A 19,446-nucleotide genomic window follows, 5' to 3' on the forward strand; every position below is an offset into this window, starting at 1 on the left:
GCGGCGCGCGCACTGGCTGCCGCCCCGGCAGCGCAGAACGACGACGACGCTGCCGCGGCCGCAGCCGCCCAGGCTGCCTCCTCGCTGGCCGACACGCAACAGGCACAGGCCGACGATGCGGCGGCGGCAACTGCCACGGTCAACGCCAATACTGCGATAGCTGCGGCTGCGGCGGCCCATGCGGCCGATGCCGCCGCGCCACTGGCGCAGGCGCAGGCCGCCGCCTCCATGCTGGCCCTGCAAGCGGCGCAAGCCGACGATGCGGCCGCCGCCAGCGCGGCAGCGGCAGCGGCGCAAGCGCACGCCAATGCAAACGCGGCGTATGCGGACGACGCGGCAGCGGTTCAGGCCAATGCCGACGCGCAGGCTGCCGACACGGCCCTGGCGCAAGCGAACGCCCTCGCCGCGCAGACCGACGCCAACGCCCTGGCGGTGATATCGAATGCGGATGCCGCCCACGCCGCCGCCGTGCAAGCCATCGCCGACCAGACCGATGCCGTGGCGCTCACGCAGGCCGCCGATGCGGCAGTGGCAGCGGCGCTGGCAGCGGCGCAGACGGCCGCCCTGACGGACGCCAATGCCCTGCACCTGGCAGCCGATGCGGCCGCCGCCGCCGCCCTGCAGGCACAGGCGCAGGCTGACCTGACGGATGCAAGCTCGCTGACGGTGGCAGCGAATGCCGATGCCGCCGCAGCGGCGGCAGCCCAGGCGCAAGCCGACCTGACGGACGCGAGCCAGCTGTTCGTGCTGAGCCAGAATGCCCTGCACAACCCGCTGACGGTAGCCGACTTCAGCACCGGCCTGCCGGCCGCCGGCGGCGACGTGATCGACATGTCGGCCATCGCCGACCTGACGGCCTCGGTCGCCGTGGGCGTCAACGTGGGCACGGACTTCAGCAACAACAACCTGTTCATCTTCGACGGCACATCCGTGTCGATCGGCGCGGCGGCCAGCGCCATCGCAGCCGACGACAGCGTCTTGTCGGGCCAGGGCTACATCGTCATCGCCGATGCGCAGAACAGCGGCGCCGTGACGGTGTATCACTCGAGTGACCTGAGCAACGCCAACGCCATCGACACGGCGCTGGTGCTGCTCAGCGGGGTGAACATTACGCAACTGACGGCGGCCAACTTCGTCGTCTGAAGCGGGGCACCCACGCCAGGCGCCGCGCCTGGCACGGCAGCGGGAGCGAAGCGCAACACGGCGCGCTCCCGCCACAACTTGAAATACGTCAGGCCTGGTGCCGGAAAAATACGGGATGAGATTACGCGGTTTCCCAACATTGTCTTCACTGCCACGCATCGCGGCCTTGCTTGCCGCCGTGACCACGGCATCGGTATCGTCTTTCGCCGGCGCCCAGGGCGCCACCGCCTGGAGCTTCGACCAGGTCTTGCAGCTGGCGCTGCAAAGCCATCCCGCCGTGCAGGGCAGGCGTTCGGCGCAGGCAGCCGCGCGCGCCGAACTCGATGGCGCGCAATGGCAGCGCTTTCCCAGCCTGTCAGCGGAAGTGCCCACCGGTTCCCAGGAAACGGGCGGTGTGGTGCGCATTGAGCAGCCGCTGTGGAGCGGCGGGCGCATCGACGCCGGCATCGATGCGGCCGGCAGCCGGGTCGATGCGGCCGGCGCCGCCATCGAGGAAGAACGCCTGACCCTCTCGCTGCGCGTGATCGCCGCCTACACGGAAGCGCTACGCCAGACGGCGCACGTGCGCTCCGCGGAAGGCGGATTGGCCGAACACCAGCGCCTGCTGGACATGATCAAGCGCCGCGTGGCGCAGTCGGTCAGCTCGCAAACGGACCAGCGCCTGGCCGAATCACGCACCTACCAGGCGGCCAACGATGTATCGAATGCGCGCCAGGCGCTGGAAAACGCGCTGGCGCAGCTGTCGCAACTGGCCGGCAAACCCGTGCGCCTCGTCAGCGCCACGGGCATCGGCGTGGGCGAACCGCTGCCCGACGCCAGCCTGGATCGGGTCATGCGCCAGGCCATCGACTACTCCCCTACCCTGCACCGCCTCGATTTCGAGGCGCAGGCAGCCGATTCCGAAATCACCCTGCAGCGCTCGGCCTACATGCCGAAAGTGGTGCTGCGCATGGAAAAGCCCACCGGCGGCGGCATCAATGCCGACAACCGCACGCGCGCCATGCTCGTGTTGCAGGCGCAGCCGGGCGCCGGCCTGTCGGCCAAGGCTGGCGTGGATGCCGCCGTGGCCCGGCGCGAAGGCGCGCGCGCCGCGCACGATGTGGCCGAACGCGAGGTGCGCGAGCGTTTTACGCTGGATTGGAACGAGGCCGAAGCGAGCCGCCAGCGCCTGGGCAACGCGGGCGAAGCCAGCACCACCTCGACGCAGGTATTCGAGTCGTATGCGCGCCAGTACGTCATCGGCCGCAAGAGCTGGAACGATGTGCTCAACGCCGTGCGCGAAGCAACCCAGGCGCAGTTTTCGCTGGAAGACACGCGCGCGCAGGCGATCGCCGCCAGCCTGCGCCTGGCCGCGCAAACGGGCACCCTGGCCGGGCGCACGGCGCCGGCGGGCATGGTGCGCGCCAATTGACCGCCACAGGACACGAACAGGAGACAGCGTGGATACCTCCATCAAACATGGCTTGCTGACACTCATCGAGCGGGCCGCCCGCCTGACGGGCCAGCACGTGCCCGCCGCCCGCCTGGCCGACCTGCAGCGCCAGCTCGATGACGTCGACGACAGCGGCGCACCCGGCGCGGTATTGACCAGCATCTGGCAGGCGGCCGGCCTGGAAGGCGCGGCGCACCCGCTGCACGAGCCGTCGCCGGGCGAGCTGCCGTTCGCCGTCTACAGCGCCAGCACGGGCTGGGGCTTGCTGCAGTCGCGCGGTGCCGACGGCGCCTGGCGCGGCGAAGGCGTCGATGGGCGCGCCTTGCAACTGGCCTCGCTGGCCGGCCTGGCCTGCGTGGGCCTGCCGCGCCGCAGCAAAAAAAGCGCCGCCCGCCCCGGCGCCCTGGGCCTGGTGCGCAACGCCCTGTGGCTGAAAAAAAGCGTGTTTGTCGACGCCGTGCTGGCCACCGCGCTGGTAACCCTGCTGACCATGGCCACTTCGCTGTTTTCCATGCAGGTGTACGACCGCGTGATTCCGAACCAGAGCTTCAGCACCCTGTGGGTGCTGGTGGTGGGTGTGGCCCTGTCGATCGGCCTGGAATTCATCCTCAAACAGGTGCGCAGCCGCATCGTCGACCACTCGTGCAATGACGTCGACCATGAATTGTCCGAGTGGTTTTTCCAGCGCATGCTGGGCATCCGCATGGAGTCGCGCCCCGCGTCCGTCGGCACCCTGGCGGCGCAAGTGAAAGGCTTTGAAATGGTGCGCGGCGTGCTGACGTCGACCTCGCTGTTCGTGCTGACGGACGTCCCCTTCGCCCTGATTTTTCTCGCCATGATCACCATCATCGGCGGCTGGCTGGTGGTGGTGCCGCTGGTGGCCCTGCCGCTGGCCCTCGTGTGCGGCCTGATGTTCCAGCGCGCCATCGAAAGCCATACGCGCAAGAACCTCAACGCCAGCAACCGCAAGGCCGGCTTGCTGGTGGAAGCCGTCGATGGCGTGGAAACGCTCAAGGGCAGCAGCGCCGAATGGATGATGCAGGCGCGCTGGGCCGAACTGGTGGCCGAGAGCAGCCACGCGGAGCAGAATATCCGCGACTATGCGGCCCTGTCGCAAAACATCACGGCCGCCTTCCAGCAGCTGACCAATGTGGCGCTGATCTCCATGGGCGCGTGGTTCGTGGCCGAAAACCAGATGACCATGGGCGCCCTGATGGCGTGCACCATCATCAGCAACCGCGCCCTGATGCCCATCGTGCAGCTGCCCGCCGTGATGGTGCAGTGGGCGCATGCGCGCGCCTCGATCGACGGACTGGAACAGGTCATCAGCCTTCCCAACGAGGCCGATAACGCGCAGTTCGCGCTGACGCCGCGCAGCCTCGATACGGGCTTGCGCTTCGAACGCATCCGCTTTACGTATGGCGGCGCGCAAAAGGTGGCGCTGGAAGTGGAAAATCTCGCCATCCGTCCCGGCGAGCGCGTCGGCCTGGTGGGCGCCATCGGTTCGGGCAAGAGCACCCTGCTGAAGCTGGCCTCGGGCCTGTACCAGCCGGCCGAAGGCAAAGCCTACCTGGGCGACGTCGACATGGCCCTGCTGGCGCCGGCCGTGGTGCGCGAAATGGTCGGCTACCTGCCGCAGGAAACGCGGCTGTTCAGCGGCACCCTGCGCGACAACCTGTTATTGGGGCTGGCCGACCCGGGCGAGGAAGCGATCCTGGCTGCCGCCAAACGCACGGGATTGATCGAGCTGATACTGGGCCAGCCACGGGGGCTGGCGCTGGGCATCACCGAGGGCGGGCGCGGCGTCTCGGGCGGCCAGCGCCAGCTGATCGCCGTCACGCGTTTGCTGCTGGCCAAGCCGCGCATCTGGCTGCTCGATGAACCGACGGGCGCCATGGATGCGAAAACGGAAGCGCGCATCGTCGGACTGTTGGGCGAACTGGCGGCCGAAGGCGTGACCATGGTCGCCACCACGCACAAGAACGCCCTCTTGCCCCTGCTCGACCGCCTGGTGGTGCTGCAGGCGGGACGGGTGCTGCTCGACGGTCCGCGCGATGCCGTGCTGGCCAAGCTGTCGGGCAAGCCGCAGGCTGTGCCCAGTACAACACCTGCGCCGGTGGCGCAAGGAGCCGTCGCATGAAACTGGCCAGGGTCGAAGCGAAAGAGGAAGCGAAACGGGGCCGGGTGCTGATCTGGAGCTGCACGGCGGCGCTGGCGGGTGTCATCGCCTGGGCTTCATGGGCGGAGCTGGACCAGGTCACGCGCGCCAACGGCCAGGTGATCGCCAGCTCGCGCAACCAGATCATCCAGGTGGCCGATGGCGGCGTGCTAGCCGAGCTGCGCGTGCATGAAGGCAGCGTGGTGAAAAAGGGCGAATTGCTGGCGCGCTTCGACCGCACGCGGGCCGAGACGAGCTACCTGGAAAGCACGGCCAAGGCAGCCGGTCTGAAGGCGGCCGTGGCGCGCCTGCAGGCGGAAGTGTTTGGCGGCGCGCCCAAGTTCCCGCCCGAACTACAGGCGTTCCCGGAATTTCGCGCCAACCAGCTGGCCCTGTTCAGCAAGCGCCAGGGCGCCGTGCAGGCGGAAGTGAGCTCGCTGGAAAGCGCCATGAAGCTGATCAAGGAAGAGCTGGAAATGAATCTGCCGCTACTGGAAACGGGCGATGTCAGCCGCGCCGAGGTGCTGAAACTGCGGCGGCAAGTGGTCGACATCCAGGCGCAGATCACCAACCGGCGCAACAAATATCTGCAGGACAGTCAGACGGACCTCGTGAAAGCCCAGGAAGACCTGGCCGGCGTGCTGCAGACGGTGACGCAGCGCAAGGAGCAGCTGGGTTCGACGGATATCTACGCGCCCACGGACGGCATCGTGCGCAACGTGCGCCTCACCACCCTGGGCGGCGTGGCCAAGCCGGGCGAAGAAATCCTGCAGATCGTGCCGACGGACGATGACCTGATCATCGAGGCGAAAGTCAAACCGGCCGACATCGCCTTCATCAAGCCGGGCCTGCCCACGGCAGTGAAACTGGACGCCTACGACTACGGCATCTACGGGCGCCTGCGCGGCACCGTCAGCTACATCAGCGCGGACACCTTAAGTGAAGACAACAAGGGCAACGAACAGCCCTACTACCGCGTGCAGATCAAGACCAGCGGGCGCAATCTGATGGGCAAGAATGGCGAACCGATCCTGATCCAGCCCGGCATGACGGCCACCGTGGAAATCAATACGGGACGCAAGACGGTCTTGCGCTACCTGACGAAACCGATCACCAAGACGTTCTCGGAATCGATGGGGGAGCGCTGACGCAGCGTGCTTTTAGCCGGCAGGCTTCAGGCGGCCAATGACGCTCGCCACCTTGGCCGTAATCATGTCGACCGCGGGGCCATTCGCGCCATGCGGCAAAATGACGTCAGCATTGCGCTTGGTCGGTTCGATGAATTGCTTGTGCATCGGGCGTACGGTTTCCAGATACTGCTCGATGACGCTTTCCACCGAGCGGCCGCGTTCCGTGATGTCGCGTTGCATGCGGCGGATGAAGCGCACGTCGGAGGCCGTGTCGACAAAGATCTTCAGCGACATCATGTCGCGCAAGTTTTCGTCATACAGGGCAAACAGGCCTTCGATGACGATCACCGGCGCCGGCTTGACGGGAATGGTCCTGCTGGAGCGATTGTGCAGCGTGAAGTCGTACTCGGGCATCTCGATCGCTTCGCCATTGCGCAAGGCCTGGATGTGCTGTACCAGCAATGGCCACTCGAACGCCTGCGGATGGTCGTAATTCTGCTGGCGCCGGACTTCAGGAGAGAGATGGGTTTGGTCGCAGTAGTAGTCGTCCTGCATCACGACCGAGACCATGTCGGCGCCAAAGGACGCCAGCACTTGTTGGGATACGGTGGACTTGCCACTGCCGCTTCCGCCAGCGACACCAATAACAAACGGTTGGAAGGAAATAGTATTCATGCCGAATGATACCGGAAACATGAGCGGACTGACAGGGAGCTGCTGCAAAGCCGGGCCTGTCACGCGCCATGCATCAGTCGCGCATACAGCTCGGCCACCCGCTCCGCCGTGATGCCGTCGCGCTGCTCCACCGCCAGCGGATGGTCGGTCGGTTCCAGCTCGATTGCCGGGCGTATGCCGTCGTCGCGCAGGTGCACGCGGGTTTTCAGGTTCAGGGTAGCCGGATACTCGGACAGTTGCGTGCTGAGCCAACCGAAGAAGGGGCCGATGTGCGACCGCCTGGCTTCATTGAAGCACGCGTCCCACGCATCGAAGCTTTCGCCGCTCAGCGACACCCACACGCCCCAGCTGAATGGTTCATCGGAGCCATGCACGGGGATATCGATGGTGGCGCGCACGAAGCAGTGTTCATCGTCGACGATGCAAGCGTCGCTGTCGAGCTGGCAGCGCGCTTCGCGCTCGGCGGGCGCCATCTGCTCATACATCCAGGGCGCGTCGGCGCCGAAGCTGGGCATCCCCGTGTGGGTCTCGCCGCAGGAGCGGCACAGGAAGGAAAACGTCACGCGTGAAGCAGCCTTATTCGAACTGCTTGCGGAACGCCTCGAACTGCGCCGCCAGGCCATCGAAGTCGCTGCGCAATTGCAGCACTTCCTGTTCCAGCTGCGCCACCCTGCTGCCCTGCTGCGGCGCGCTGACAGTCCCCGCAAAACCGGCCGCCGTCTCGCTCTGCGCCAGCGCTTCCTCGCCGCCCAGCAAGTGGCCGTAGCGCGGCTCCTTGGCGCCAGGAGCCACCATCAGCTTGGCCACCAGCGGCGGGTATTTATCGATCAGGAACTGCAAACCGGATTCCACTTCCGCCACGGACTTGAATTCATGCACTCTGCCGCTGCGGCTGCGGATTTCACCCGCCGTCTGCAAGCCGCGCAGCATCAATATCGTCAGGATGGCCAGCTTGTCCTGTTCCAGCGACCACTTGATGCGCATGCGGTGTTCGTACTTGGCGACGCGCGCGCCCGCCTGCGTGATGCCATTGACGAATTTGCGCTGCATCAGCCGCTGCAGCACGTCGTAGACGGTTTCCTCGGAGAGGGCCATGACGGGGTCGCGGCTGGACAGTTGGTTGCAGCCGTTGGTCAGGGCGTTCAGCGACAGCGGATAGCTGTCCGGCGTCAGCGCTTCCTTTTCGGCCAGCACGGCCAGCACGCGGATCTCGAAGGGGTCGAGCAGATTCGGATTATCGCTACTCTTTTCTGCTGCATTTGCGTCTGTAGTCATGCCTGTATCCTTAATCAACCAGCTTGTTCATTTGCTCGGAATCGAATTTATCACACTCGGGCACGCCCTGGCAGCAGATACCGGCCGCCTTCAGGGTGGCGAGGATGGTTTCGATGCGCTGCTCCTGTGCCACGGCGTGCGTGATCAGGCCTTGCAGGGCTTTCGACAGCGGATCGTCGCCGTTGGGCGTGACGCCATACGCGGCGAACAAATGCGCCGTGCTGCCCTCGCGCAGGGCGCTGACATCCTTTTGAACGATGTGCGCGGGGTTGCCGACCGCAGTCGCGCCGGACGGCACGGGTTTGAGCAGCACGGCGTTCGAGCCCACCTTGGCGTACTCGCCCACCGTGAAGCTGCCCAGCACCTGCGCGCCGGCGCCGACGATGACGCCGCGCTCCAGGGTCGGATGGCGCTTGGCGCCACTGTGCAGCGAGGTTCCGCCCAGGGTCACGCCCTGGTAGATGGTGCAGTCGTCGCCGACGACGGCCGTCTCGCCGATCACCACGCCGAAGCCATGGTCGATGAAGACGCGCCGGCCGATGACGGCGCCCGGATGGATCTCGATGCCCGTGATGATGCGGGCAAGGTAGGAGATGAAACGCCCCACCCACTTCATGCGCCGCGTCCAGCACCAGTGCGCCCATCCATGCATGACGATGGCGTGCAAGCCGGGATAACAGGTCAGCACCTCCCAGCCATTGCGGGCGGCGGGGTCACGTTCAATGATGCTGTTGATATCTTCGCGCAGGTGGTGGAACATAATGACAATGAATAAGGTGGAACGCAAATGGTAGCGTATTCGGCGGGGGAATGCTGGAGGGGAAAGCAAATCGGCCGCCAGCACCAGGGCGGCGGCCGATCATGGAAGCGCTACAAAACGTGCAGGACGTTCTTATGCTTCTAAAGCAATCCGCTGGCGGCGGGCTTCGTAAAGACACACACCGGAAGCGACCGACACGTTCAGACTCTCGACGGAGCCGAACATCGGGATGCTGACGAGGATGTCGCAGGTGTCGCGCGTCAGACGGCGCATGCCTTCGCCTTCGGAACCCATGACGAGGGCCGTCGGGCCCGTGAAATCGGCTTCGTACAAACCTTTTTCGCCGTCGTCCGAGGTGCCGATCAGCCAGATGCCGCGCTCTTTCAATTCACGCATGGTGCGCGCCAGATTCGTCACGGTGATGTACGGGACGGTTTCGGCGGCGCCGCTGGCGACCTTGGCGGCCGTGGCGTTCAAGCCCACGGCACGGTCCTTCGGCACGATGACGGCATGTGCGCCGACACCGTCGGCCACGCGCAGGCAGGCGCCCAGATTGTGCGGGTCGGTGATGCCGTCGAGAATCAACAGCAGCGGCGGGCCGTCGATGGCGTCCAGCAGCTCATCGAGATTGCGCGCCAGCGACAGCTGCGAGGCAAACGCGATCACGCCCTGGTGACGGCGCGTACCGACGATTTTATCGAGACGCGACGAATCGACAGGCATGACGCGCACGTTGGCAGCCTTGGCGGCGGCGATCATGTCCTTCATGCGGCCGTCGACGCGGCTGGCATCGACGAAAATTTCTTCCACGGACGACGCTTCATGACGCAGACGCGAGGTGACGGCGTGGAAGCCGAAAATCATTTTATTCTTCATTATTTATCGTTTCTTCTTGCTTGTTTTTGATACAGATACAGTTTTTGCTGCTCGTGGTGCCGCCGCAGCGGGTGCCGCGGCTGGTTTCTTGCCGCGCTTCGGCGCAGCTGCCTTGGGGGCTTCCTTCAGCGCTGCCTTGACTGCAGGCTTGGCTTGCGCCTTGGCGCCGTTGGAACGGCCGCCGGAACCATTGCCGGGTTTGCCACCGTTGTTGCCGCTGGCCTTGATCTCATGGCGCTGCTCGGTCGCAGGACCGGGCTTGACCATGGATTTTTTTTCGCCCTTGCGCTTGCCGCCGCCATTAGTCTTGGCTGGCGCTTCTTCGCCCGCCAGTTCCGCATCGGTGACCAGACGCAGGTCGATCTTGCGCGTTTCCAGGTCGACACGTGCCACTTGCACCGTCAGACGGTCGGTCAACTGGTAGCGCTTGCCCGTGCGTTCGCCGCGCAATTCATGGCGCGCATCGTCGTACTGGAAGTAATCGGTGCCCAGCTCGGTGACGTGCACCAGGCCTTCGACAAACAGGGTGTCGAGCTGCACGAACACGCCGAAGGTGGTCACGCCGGTAATGGTGCCGGTGAACTCCTCGCCCAGCTTGTCCTGCATGAAGTAGCACTTCAGCCAGGCTTCGACGTCGCGCGACGCTTCGTCGGCGCGGCGCTCGTTGGCCGAGCAATGCACGCCCAGCGCGTCCCAGATCGTCAAGTCCGTCTTCTTTGGCTTGCCGTCGGCCTTGTCCTTCGCCTGCTGCTTGCGCGTGGCGTTCGACACGTTCGTGTTCAGCACGGTCTTCTCGGACAGCTTCGGCTCGTATTTCTTGCCTTGCAGAATGGCCTTGATGGCGCGGTGCGTCAGCAGATCGGGATAGCGGCGGATCGGGCTGGTGAAGTGGGCATACGCCTCGTAGGCCAGGCCGAAGTGGCCGATATTGTCCGGGCTGTAGACGGCTTGCTGCATCGAGCGCAGCAGCATCGTTTGCAGCAGGGCCGCGTCGGGACGCGCCTTGATCTGCTGCATCAGGGTCTGGTAATCGGATGCCGACGGCGTGTCGCCGCCCGTCAGGTTCAGGCCGACTTGCTTGAGGAAGGTGCGCACTTGCGTGAGCTTTTCCTTGGTCGGGCTGGCATGGATGCGGTAGGTGCCTGGATGCTTGTTACGCAGCAACAAATCGGCCGCGCAGACGTTGGCCGCCAGCATGCACTCTTCGATGATCTTGTGCGCTTCGTTGCGCGTGCGGGGGATGATCTTTTCGATCTTGCCAGCCGTATTGCAGACGATATAGGTTTCCGTCGTCTCGAAATCGATGGCGCCCCGCTCCGTGCGCGCCTTCAGCAAGGCGCGGTAGACGGCTTCCAGATTCTGCAGGTGCGGCAGGATGTCCGCGCGGCGTGCCGCTTCGGGTCCCTTGGTGTTGCCCAGCACGGCAGCGACTTCGTCATACGTGAGGCGCGCGGCCGAATGGATCACGGCCGGGTAGAACTGGTAAGCCTTCAGCTCGCCCTTGTCGCTGACGACAGCGTCGCAGACGAGGGTCAGGCGGTCGACGGCCGGGTTCAGCGAGCACAGGCCATTCGACAGCTTTTCCGGCAGCATCGGGATGACGCGGCGCGGGAAGTAGACGGACGTGCTACGCTCCAACGCGTCGATATCGAGCGCGTCGTTCGGTTTCACGTAATGGCTGACGTCGGCAATCGCCACGATCAGGCGGAAGCAGTTGGCGCGGCCAATCTTGACGGGTTCGCAATATACGGCATCGTCGAAATCGCGCGCGTCCTCGCCGTCGATGGTAACGAGCGGCACGTCGCGCAGGTCGACACGGTCTTTCAGGTCGGCGGCGCGCACTTCGAACGGCAGTTTTTCAGCTTGCTTGAGGGCGGCGGCGGAAAAGATGTGCGGCACGTTGAATTTGCGCACGGCAATTTCAATTTCCATGCCGGGATCATCCAGAGCGCCCAGCACTTCGACGATCTTGCCGACCGGCTGCTTGAAACGCATCGGTTGCTCGGTCAGCTCGACGCTGACGATCTGGCCGGCTTTTGCCTTGCCGACCGAACCGGTGACGAGGATGTCCTGGCCGATGCGCTGGTCTTCCGGCGCCACGACCCAGGTACCGTTTTCATGGATCAGGCGGCCGATGACGTGGGTGTTGGCGCGGTAGGTGACTTCGACGATCGTGCCTTCCGGGCGGCCGCGGCGGTCCGTGCCGACGATGCGGGCCATGACCTTGTCGCCATGCAGTACTTTCTGCATTTCTTTCTCAGGCAGGAACAGGTCGGCGCTGGCGTCGTCGGGAATGACGAAGCCGAAGCCATCGCGGTGGCTGGTGACGCGACCGGCGACAAGCGCGCTCTGGTCGGCCAGGCTGAAAACACCGCTGGCGTCAGACTTGAGCTGGCCGTCGCGCTCCATCGCCTTCAGGCGACGGACCAGGACATCCATGGAATCGGCATGCACTTGCAGCGTTTTCCCGAGAGACTGCGGGTCGAGAGGCGCGCTGACGCTGCGGAATATGCCGAGAATGTCCTCCCGGCTGGGGATGGTGTGGGTATTTTGGCTCAAAAGTATTTCTATAGTTGTTATTGACAGTGATCAAACGGAAGACAAAGACCGATGACATCACCGTCAATATTGACACGGTGATGTCCGGTAGTGTACCGGAGGACGCCTTGGTTTGCCTAACGGACAGCGTAGCGGAAACCGAACAAGTGCCCCGCCGATGAAAAAAAGGAGAAAAGCTGCGCAATGCATTTGACTTCGGTAAATATTGCTCTATAATCTCGGTCTCTTGCAGCGACAAACCTTCACGGGAATGCAGTTGCAGGAAAGCGGTACAGGGTTGATGTGCAGTATGGAGCGAAAGCTCATCTGGCGCAAAACTCTTCAAGTCGCTATAATAGCAGAATTGTTGTGAAGTTATTTTTCAACAAGTACTCGAGCAGTAATGTAATAAGTCACAGCAGCATCAGTGCCCACGTGGCGGAATTGGTAGACGCGCATGGTTCAGGTCCATGTGCCTTCGGGTGTAGGGGTTCGAGTCCCTTCGTGGGCACCATTACCTAATTCGCAAAAAGGCCGCAAACTTTCACGAGTTTGCGGCTTTTTTCATTTCCGCAGCAAAAAGCCACCACCACGTTCCCAGCAAGCAGCCTACCCGGCACACCTGCGGACAGAAACCCGCAAGAAACCGCTGAAAAAAGAGGCAGATTCAGCCTTTTTTCATAGGAGGCAGCCGTTTTCAGGCGAAAAAACATGTTTCTTGAAGAAAAGTGCGAAATGTTGATTGACCGAATGCGCGCCAGCCCTTATGATTTTGTCCTCGCTGCAGAACACGCAGCGACAAGCAGCAAGCAGTAACAATGCCCACGTGGCGGAATTGGTAGACGCGCATGGTTCAGGTCCATGTGCCTTCGGGTGTAGGGGTTCGAGTCCCTTCGTGGGCACCACCAGCAACAAGTTGTTCATTGTTGTGATCCGCAGTACAGTAGTAGATAGCAGTAAAAGCAGCACAATGCCCACGTGGCGGAATTGGTAGACGCGCATGGTTCAGGTCCATGTGCCTTCGGGTGTAGGGGTTCGAGTCCCTTCGTGGGCACCACCAGCAACGAGTCGTTTTCGTTGTAGTCCGCAGTACAGTAGTGAGATATCAGCAGTAGCAGCATCAGTGCCCACGTGGCGGAATTGGTAGACGCGCATGGTTCAGGTCCATGTGCCTTCGGGTGTAGGGGTTCGAGTCCCTTCGTGGGCACCATTACCTAATTCGCAAAAAAGCCGCAAACTTTCACGAGTTTGCGGCTTTTTTCATTCCAGTGACCCGTCCTGGAATAAGTTGACACTTTTTCGATGCAGAGATGGAGTGTCAAATGGAACAAGGGTTTAGGCGCAGCCAGCGCGATTACAGTCTGGCTTTTAAATTGAGCGTTGTCGAGCAGGTGGAAAAAGGCGAGATGACGTACAGGCAGGCGCAACTACGTTACGGAATACAGGGTCGGTCGACAGTTTTGGTATGGTGTCGCAAACACGGCCTGCAGGATTGGACGCATCCACGGGGCCGAAGCCAAGGGAGCGCGATGATGACAGACAAGCCGACCAAGCCACTGACGCCAGAGCAACGCATCAAGGAGTTGGAGCGTCAACTCAAGGAAGAAAGACAGAAATCGGCGCTGTTCGAAGCGGTTCTCGACGTCCTGCGTGACGAGTACGGGGTGCCGGTAAAAAAGCCTTTGGGCAGGTCATCGCGCGCAAGCAAGTCGAAGGATTAAGCGTCGAGCGGGCCTGCCGCTGTGTCGGCATCAGTCGCCAAGCCTATTACCAGCGCCGTCAGCGCGAGCGACAGTGCCTGGACAGGGCACAAACTGTCGTCAAACTGGTGCAGCCGATACGTCTGCGCCAGCCGCGCATCGGCACGCGCAAGCTGCACAGCATGCTCGGTGCAGCCTTTTCCCGAGAAAAGATCAAAGTGGGACGCGATGGGCTCTTTGACATCTTGCGGCAGGAGCGGCTGCTGGTGCAACCGCAGCGGGCCTATCACAAGACCACGAACAGCCATCACCGCTTCCGGCGCCATCCGAACTTGCTCAAGGAGGGACCGGGGCAAGTGTTTGCCACGCAGCCGGAGCAGGTGTGGGTAGCCGATATCACGTATCTCCCGACCGCCGGAAAATTCGTCTATCTGAGCTTGGTGACGGATGCATACTCGCGCAAGATTGTGGGCTACCATGTGCACGCGAGCTTGCAAACCGAGGAAGTCAGCGAGGCCGTGAAAATGGCACTGCGAGCGCGACAGCGCAAGACGCCGCTGATCCATCATTCAGACAGGGGCATCCAGTATTGCTCTACTTACTATCAGGAAATTCATCGTCGTCACGGACTGACTTGCTCCATGACAGATGGCTACGACTGCTATCAGAATGCGCTGGCCGAACGTATCAACGGCATTCTGAAAGGCGAGTTCCTGCTGAATCGACCTGCGGACCTGAAACAGGCTAGCAAAATGGTGGCGCAATCGGTGCGGATCTATAACCAGGAACGGCCGCATACGGCCCTGAAATACAAAACGCCCGATGCGGTGCATCGGGCGTTTCTACAGCAATAAATACTGTCAACCTATTTTAGGACTGGACACAGAATGCCGCATCCCTGCGGCACCCTCCCCTTATTTGACCAGCGCCGCCTTCACGGCGTCATGCAGACTCGTCGTCGGACGGCCAATCAACGCGCTCAATTGCTTGCCATGGTCTTCCAGGCCACCCTTGGCCGCGCCCGCATCGGAATCAGCCAGCAGATCGGCAAAGCCTTCCGGCACGCCCACGCTCACCAGCGCCGCCTTGAAGTCCGCCTGCGGCATATCCTTGTACGCAATCGCCTTGCCCGACTGGCGCGCCACTTCGGCCGCATATTCCGCCAGGGTAAAGCACTGGTCGCCAGCCAGTTCATAGATCGCTTGCGGCTGATCCGCCGTCAGCACGGCAGCGGCGGCAGCAGCGTAGTCCCGACGCGCGGCGGACGAGAAACGCCCGTCTTGCGCCGCGCCCAGCACGACGCCATGCTCAAGCACGGGCGCCAGGTGTTCCGTATGGTTTTCCAGATACCAGCCGTTGCGCAGGAAAGTGTACGGCAGGCCGGATGCGCGAATGGCCGCTTCCGTGACCACGTGCTCTGCGGCCAGGCCCAGCGGCGACGTATCGGCGCGCAAGACGCTGGTGTAGGCCAGCAGGGATACGCCGGCCCGCTTGGCCGCATCGATGGCGTTCTGGTGCTGCTGCGCGCGCTGCCCCACTTCGCTCGACGAAATCAGCAAGATTTTCGTTGCGCCCTTGAAAGCCGCATCGAGGCTGGCGCCATCGTTGTAATCGGCCTGGCGCACCTGCACGCCCTGGGCGGACAGGCTGGCGGCCTTGGCCGGGTTGCGCACGGCGGCGATGATGCTGGCGGCAGGAACGGATTTGAGCAGGCTGGCGATGACGTGCTGGCCCAGATTGCCTGTGGCGCCGGTGATGACGATCATGATTTCTCCTTGGTACGTGGGTGGTAAAACCCTATAATAGGACTATTACTTACTTATTGTAAGTACATACCTTTTGGTAAGTATGAGCAATATCTCAATTAACAAGGCCAACTATCATGTCCACAGACACTCCCGGCGCCAGCATGCGCGCCGCCCTCGCCCGCCAGAACCAGGGCGCGCACCTGCTGGCGGCGGCCTGCCCGTCGCGCGCCGTGCTCAGCCACCTGACCAGCCGCTGGGCCGTGCTGGTGCTGGTGCTACTGCTGAGCGGCACGCGGCGCTTCAGCGAACTGCGCCGCGAAGTGGGCGGCGTCAGCGAAAAAATGCTGGCGCAAACCCTGGAAGCACTGGCGGGCGACGGTTTCGTGCTGCGCCAGGCGTATCTGGTGATACCGCCCAAGGTGGAATACAGCCTCACGCCGCTGGGACGCGAAGCGGCCGAACGCCTGGCCGTGCTGGTCGACTGGATCGAGGATAATTACCCGCGCATCGAACAGGCGCGCGCCGATCTGGCCACGGCGCCCGCAGCGCAAAAGGCCGCGTAAACGAGAGCCATCCGCATTGCTTTTAGTCATCAAGAATTATCGTTTACTCCTACTTGCCTTGATGTAATACTAGGCCCATGAAACGCGTAAGGGCGCGACACCATGAACCAGTTGATTTCTTCCATCACCGACCGGGCCAATGTGCTGCTGGTCAGCAATTCGCCGAACGATGTGCGCGAACTGCTGTATGTGCTGGACCGGCATAACCTGGGTACGGGACTGGCGGGCGATATCGACGAAGGCGTGGAACTGGCGGCCGGCGGCACGGACCTGATCCTGCTCGACGCGGCCCTGGCAGGCACGAATATCGGCGCTACCTGCATGCGCCTGCGCAATGCGGGCGGACGCCACAGCGTGCCCCTGCTGCTGATGTCGGCCACTCCCAGCGCCGAGGAACAAGGCCGCAGCGTGGGTGCCGGCGCCTCCGACTACATCAAGATGCCCTTCAATGCGCGCGACGTGGCGGAAAAAATCCTCATGGAACTGGCGCTGCACAAGGCCGAGACGCCCGCTGCCCGCCCCTACACCACGCCTGCCGCGCCGCCGCGCCCCCTGCATCCGCAAACGCTGGAAGTCAATTACCACTCCATACTGGCCGGTTCGCCCGATGCCGTGCTGCTGTTCGACATCGACAACCGCCTGCTGATCGACGCCAACCACCTGGCCGAAGACTTGTTCGGCATGCCGCTGGCCGAGCTGCTGCAAGGCGGCATGGAGCCGCTGTTTCCCAGGCATCAGGACGATGGCCGCGCCTCGCCGCAATTGCTGGAAGAAAAGATCCGCGATACCTTGCAAGGCAAGATCGTCGTCTTTCGCGCCAGCTGCTGCCACCGCGACAGCCACCCGATCGCCTGCGAAATCCGCCTGATGCGCCTGTCCGTGCCGGGCCGCCAGCTGGTGCATGCGCGCATCATCGACTTGACTGAACGCAACCTCGCCGAAGCCATGCGCTCGGGCCAGAGCGCCCTGCTGGAAATGGTCGCCAAGGGCGCGCCGCTGATCCCTACCCTGAACCACTTGCTGCTCCTGATCGAAGGCCAGTCGCGCGGCGTGCTCTGCTCCATCATGCTGCTCGACGACGACGGCGTCCACATGCACAGCGCGGCCGGCCCCAGCCTGCCGGCCGAGTACATGGCCCTGCTCGAAGGCGTGGCCATCGGCGACGGCGTGGGTTCCTGCGGCACGGCCATGTTCCTGCGCGAACCGGTGGTCGTCACCGACATCATGCACGATCCGCTGTGGGCGCCCTACCGCGAACTGGCCGCGCCATTCGGCTTGCGCGCCTGCTGGTCGCGCCCCATCTTCGGCCAGGATGGCGCCGTGCTCGGGTCCTTCGCCATGTACTACCGCGAAGTGCGCAAGCCCGACGCGCGCGATCTGGAACTGATCGACACGGCGACCGACCTGGCCGGCATCGCGATTGGCCGCATGCGCCACGAACGCGAGCTGCAACGCCACCGCGCCCACCTGGAAGACCTGGTGGCCGAACGCACGGCAGCCTTGACGCAGGCCAAGGAACACTCGGAGCAAACGAATCTTGAACTGGCCGCCGCGCTGGAAAACCTGTCCATCACGCAAGAAGAACTGGTGCGCCGCGACAAGCTGGCCGCGCTCGGTGCGCTGGTGGCCGGCATCGCGCATGAACTCAATACGCCGATCGGCAACGGCCTCGTGGTGGCCACCACCATGGCCGAACGCACGCGCGAAATCCAGGCCAGCTTCCTCGACGGCTTGCGCCGCTCCGAACTGGGCGCCTACCTGACCCAGGCCAGCGAGGCGGACGCCATCATGCTGCGCAACCTGCAGCGCGCCGCCGACCTCGTTTCGAGCTTCAAGCAGATCGCCGTCGACCGCGCCAGCTCGCAGCGCCGCCACTTCCTGCTGCGCCAGTTCGTCGCCGAACTGATGCTGCCCCTGTCCACGCCGCTCAAGGCCGCCGGCCTGAGCCTGACGCAGGATGTGCCGGACGGCCTGGCCATGGACAGCTATCCCGGTCCACTGGGCCAGGTGCTGAGCAACCTGCTGGAAAATTGCCTGCGCCACGCCTTTGAGGGCCGCAGTGGCGGCAACATCGCCATCACGGCACGCGGCAGCGACGACGGGCAGACGATCACCGTGTCCATCGCCGACACGGGCGTGGGCATCGCCGCCGACGACCTGGTGCATGTCTACGATCCCTTCTTCACGACCAAGCTCGGTTCCGGTGGCTCGGGCCTGGGCCTGCATGTGGCGCACAACATCGTCACGGGCGTGCTGGGTGGCCATATCCATGTTGCCAGCAGCACCGGTGACGGCGGCGGCACCACGTTCACCCTGCAACTGCCCACCGCCGCGCCGCAAGCGCCCGCCCCCTGAAGGGCAGGCGCGCTACAATGCCAGCAAGCATTTCTTTCGGAGTACCCATGAAATACCTGACCGCCGCCGCCCTGCTGGCAGTTTGCGCCTGCGCAATGGCCGGACCCGCCCCCTGGTACAAATGGCGCAGCAAGATCGACGGCACCCTGTCGTGCGCCCAATCGACCCTGGGATTTGGCTGGGAACTGGCCTCGGGACCGTACAAAGATAGCCGTTGCGAAAAACCGGCGCTTGTTAAATAATGGGGCCATGACCACACGGGGCACCGGCTTGAAAGCAAGCGATGGCAATGCGGCGTCGAAAGAGTATGGAACGATAAGAACGTATCTATTCAAACCGAGGAGACCACATGTTTACGAATCCCGAACAATTCGCAACGGCCACCAAGGCCCTGTTTGAATTCCAGCTGATGACCTTCAACACCCTCACCTCGAAAGCCGTGCAAGGCGTGGAACAGGTATTGGCGCTGAACATGGCCACTGCCAAGTCCGGCATCGAGGATGGCCTCGCCGCCAGCAAGGAAATCAGCCAGGCCAAGGATCCGAAGGCCGCCATGGCCGCCGCCGCCGCCCAGCTGCAACCGGGCGTGGCCGGCGCCAAAGCGTATAAACAGCAACTCGACGACATCATCAAGGAAATCCACACGGAATTCACCACGGCTGCCGAAGCCCACGTGGCCGAAGCGAAAAGCAATCTGAGCGCCCTGATCTACGACGTCACGAAAAACGTGCCGCCAGGCTCGGAAAACGCCGTCGCCATCGTCAAGGCCGCCATCGACAACGCCTTCCTCGGTTACGAACAAGTGACCAAGGCCACGAAACAGGCCGTCAAAACAGTGGAAGAGCAGATCGCCAAGGCCAGCGCGCAAGTGGCGCAGGCAACGGAAAAAGCCACGGCCGCACCTGAAAAAGCAGCGCCGGCGGCCAAGCCGAAGGCTGCCAAAAAGTAAGCCGCAGGTCGGATTAGCGCGGCAAGGCCGCGCGTAATCAGACGCATTGTTGGCGCTCATGGTGATGTCGGATTACGCGCTTGCGCGCTAATCCGACCTACCCGACCTACAATGAATCCACCAGCAGGGTCCGGCATTCGCCCC

Annotated in this window: 16 protein-coding genes and 4 tRNA genes; 13 read left to right on the plus strand and 7 right to left on the minus strand. The window is 63.4% G+C overall.

Annotated elements, in window-relative coordinates; genetic code table 11:
* The 4 genes from HWE17_RS18490 to HWE17_RS18505 all read left to right on the plus strand — a co-directional run.
* A partial coding sequence (locus HWE17_RS18490) for a hypothetical protein (protein WP_176389741.1) occupies positions 1–1,143 on the plus strand: 1,143 nt, incomplete at its 5' end.
* A 139-nt stretch (positions 1,144–1,282) separates the two neighbouring features.
* Positions 1,283–2,554 (plus strand): TolC family protein, encoded by a 1,272-nt coding sequence (locus tag HWE17_RS18495; RefSeq protein ID WP_176389742.1) that lies wholly within the window; start codon positions 1,283–1,285, stop codon positions 2,552–2,554.
* 28 nt (positions 2,555–2,582) lie between these two features.
* The gene (locus tag HWE17_RS18500; protein WP_217916814.1) at positions 2,583–4,715 is read left to right on the plus strand and encodes an ATP-binding cassette domain-containing protein; all 2,133 of its coding nucleotides are present in this window, start codon (positions 2,583–2,585) and stop codon (positions 4,713–4,715) included.
* On the plus strand, positions 4,712–5,881 hold the full coding sequence (locus HWE17_RS18505; protein WP_176389743.1) for an HlyD family type I secretion periplasmic adaptor subunit: 1,170 nt from the start codon (positions 4,712–4,714) through the stop codon (positions 5,879–5,881). Before HWE17_RS18500 ends, HWE17_RS18505 begins: the two co-directional genes overlap by 4 nt.
* Before the next feature lie 12 nt (positions 5,882–5,893).
* On the opposite strand, the gene udk is transcribed toward HWE17_RS18505, so the two are convergent.
* The 6 genes from udk to rnr form a co-directional block, all read right to left on the minus strand.
* Positions 5,894–6,538: a uridine kinase gene (gene udk / locus HWE17_RS18510; protein ID WP_034756921.1), complete on the minus strand. Its 645-nt coding sequence runs from the start codon at positions 6,536–6,538 to the stop codon at positions 5,894–5,896.
* A 59-nt stretch (positions 6,539–6,597) separates the two neighbouring features.
* Positions 6,598–7,101 carry a DUF2199 domain-containing protein gene (locus HWE17_RS18515; protein ID WP_099380113.1) on the minus strand — a complete coding sequence of 168 codons (504 nt, stop codon included), beginning with the start codon at positions 7,099–7,101 and terminating at the stop codon, positions 6,598–6,600.
* A gap of 13 nt (positions 7,102–7,114) precedes the next feature.
* Positions 7,115–7,813 carry a YceH family protein gene (locus tag HWE17_RS18520; protein ID WP_176389745.1) on the minus strand — a complete coding sequence of 233 codons (699 nt, stop codon included), beginning with the start codon at positions 7,811–7,813 and terminating at the stop codon, positions 7,115–7,117.
* Between the two features lie 10 nt (positions 7,814–7,823).
* Positions 7,824–8,573 (minus strand): serine O-acetyltransferase, encoded by a 750-nt coding sequence (gene cysE / locus HWE17_RS18525; protein WP_099380115.1) that lies wholly within the window; start codon positions 8,571–8,573, stop codon positions 7,824–7,826.
* A 132-nt stretch (positions 8,574–8,705) separates the two neighbouring features.
* Positions 8,706–9,449, minus strand: coding sequence for a 23S rRNA (guanosine(2251)-2'-O)-methyltransferase RlmB (rlmB, locus tag HWE17_RS18530; protein WP_034756912.1), 744 nt, complete (start codon positions 9,447–9,449; stop codon positions 8,706–8,708).
* Between the two features lie 3 nt (positions 9,450–9,452).
* A complete protein-coding gene (gene rnr, locus HWE17_RS18535; RefSeq protein WP_176389746.1) occupies positions 9,453–12,008 on the minus strand; it encodes a ribonuclease R in 2,556 nt (851 codons plus the stop codon).
* A 408-nt stretch (positions 12,009–12,416) separates the two neighbouring features.
* On the opposite strand from rnr, the gene HWE17_RS18540 reads away from it, so the two are divergent.
* The 5 genes from HWE17_RS18540 to HWE17_RS18560 all read left to right on the plus strand — a co-directional run bounded on the left by HWE17_RS18540 (position 12,417) and on the right by HWE17_RS18560 (position 14,541).
* Positions 12,417–12,501, plus strand: a tRNA-Leu gene (locus HWE17_RS18540).
* A 306-nt stretch (positions 12,502–12,807) separates the two neighbouring features.
* A tRNA-Leu gene (locus HWE17_RS18545) sits at positions 12,808–12,892 on the plus strand.
* A 67-nt stretch (positions 12,893–12,959) separates the two neighbouring features.
* Positions 12,960–13,044 (plus strand) — tRNA-Leu (locus HWE17_RS18550).
* 68 nt (positions 13,045–13,112) lie between these two features.
* Positions 13,113–13,197: transfer RNA gene (locus HWE17_RS18555), tRNA-Leu, on the plus strand.
* Positions 13,198–13,309: 112 nt separating this feature from the next.
* Positions 13,310–14,541, plus strand: a protein-coding gene (locus HWE17_RS18560; protein WP_255206299.1) for an IS3 family transposase whose coding sequence is annotated in 2 segments (ribosomal slippage) — positions 13,310–13,675 and positions 13,678–14,541 — 1,230 coding nt in all. Because the reading frame shifts where the segments join, the coding sequence is not laid out codon by codon here.
* A 60-nt stretch (positions 14,542–14,601) separates the two neighbouring features.
* Here HWE17_RS18560 and HWE17_RS18565 read toward each other — a convergent pair.
* Positions 14,602–15,453: an SDR family oxidoreductase gene (locus HWE17_RS18565; RefSeq protein ID WP_176389747.1), complete on the minus strand. Its 852-nt coding sequence runs from the start codon at positions 15,451–15,453 to the stop codon at positions 14,602–14,604.
* A gap of 116 nt (positions 15,454–15,569) precedes the next feature.
* On the opposite strand from HWE17_RS18565, the gene HWE17_RS18570 reads away from it, so the two are divergent.
* The 4 genes from HWE17_RS18570 (at position 15,570) to phaP (ending at position 19,302) form a co-directional block, all read left to right on the plus strand.
* Positions 15,570–15,998: a helix-turn-helix domain-containing protein gene (locus tag HWE17_RS18570; RefSeq protein ID WP_176389748.1), complete on the plus strand. Its 429-nt coding sequence runs from the start codon at positions 15,570–15,572 to the stop codon at positions 15,996–15,998.
* Positions 15,999–16,100: 102 nt separating this feature from the next.
* A complete protein-coding gene (locus HWE17_RS18575) occupies positions 16,101–18,353 on the plus strand; it encodes an ATP-binding protein (RefSeq protein ID WP_099380119.1) in 2,253 nt (750 codons plus the stop codon).
* 47 nt (positions 18,354–18,400) lie between these two features.
* Positions 18,401–18,595 (plus strand): hypothetical protein, encoded by a 195-nt coding sequence (locus tag HWE17_RS18580; RefSeq protein ID WP_035817380.1) that lies wholly within the window; start codon positions 18,401–18,403, stop codon positions 18,593–18,595.
* 107 nt (positions 18,596–18,702) lie between these two features.
* Complete coding sequence (phaP, locus tag HWE17_RS18585; RefSeq protein ID WP_176389749.1) at positions 18,703–19,302, plus strand: TIGR01841 family phasin; 600 nt, start codon at positions 18,703–18,705, stop codon at positions 19,300–19,302.
* The last annotated feature ends 144 nt before the right edge of the window (positions 19,303–19,446 follow it).

The organism is Janthinobacterium sp. BJB401 (assembly GCF_013372745.1).
Classification (GTDB): Bacteria; Pseudomonadota; Gammaproteobacteria; order Burkholderiales; family Burkholderiaceae_D; genus Janthinobacterium; species Janthinobacterium rivuli.

What these genes read in the sequence shown, in the direction of transcription:
- HWE17_RS18505 (WP_176389743.1), top strand. Translation starts at nt 4,712, where the DNA reads ATGAAACTGGCCAGGGTCGAAGCGAAAGAGGAAGCGAAACGGGGCCGG.
- udk (WP_034756921.1), bottom strand. Translation starts at nt 6,538, where the DNA reads ATGAATACTATTTCCTTCCAACCGTTTGTTATTGGTGTCGCTGGCGGA.
- HWE17_RS18520 (WP_176389745.1), bottom strand. Translation starts at nt 7,813, where the DNA reads ATGACTACAGACGCAAATGCAGCAGAAAAGAGTAGCGATAATCCGAAT.
- cysE (WP_099380115.1), bottom strand. Translation starts at nt 8,573, where the DNA reads ATGTTCCACCACCTGCGCGAAGATATCAACAGCATCATTGAACGTGAC.
- rlmB (WP_034756912.1), bottom strand. Translation starts at nt 9,449, where the DNA reads ATGAAGAATAAAATGATTTTCGGCTTCCACGCCGTCACCTCGCGTCTG.
- HWE17_RS18565 (WP_176389747.1), bottom strand. Translation starts at nt 15,453, where the DNA reads ATGATCGTCATCACCGGCGCCACAGGCAATCTGGGCCAGCACGTCATC.
- HWE17_RS18570 (WP_176389748.1), top strand. Translation starts at nt 15,570, where the DNA reads ATGTCCACAGACACTCCCGGCGCCAGCATGCGCGCCGCCCTCGCCCGC.
- HWE17_RS18575 (WP_099380119.1), top strand. Translation starts at nt 16,101, where the DNA reads ATGAACCAGTTGATTTCTTCCATCACCGACCGGGCCAATGTGCTGCTG.
- HWE17_RS18580 (WP_035817380.1), top strand. Translation starts at nt 18,401, where the DNA reads ATGAAATACCTGACCGCCGCCGCCCTGCTGGCAGTTTGCGCCTGCGCA.
- phaP (WP_176389749.1), top strand. Translation starts at nt 18,703, where the DNA reads ATGTTTACGAATCCCGAACAATTCGCAACGGCCACCAAGGCCCTGTTT.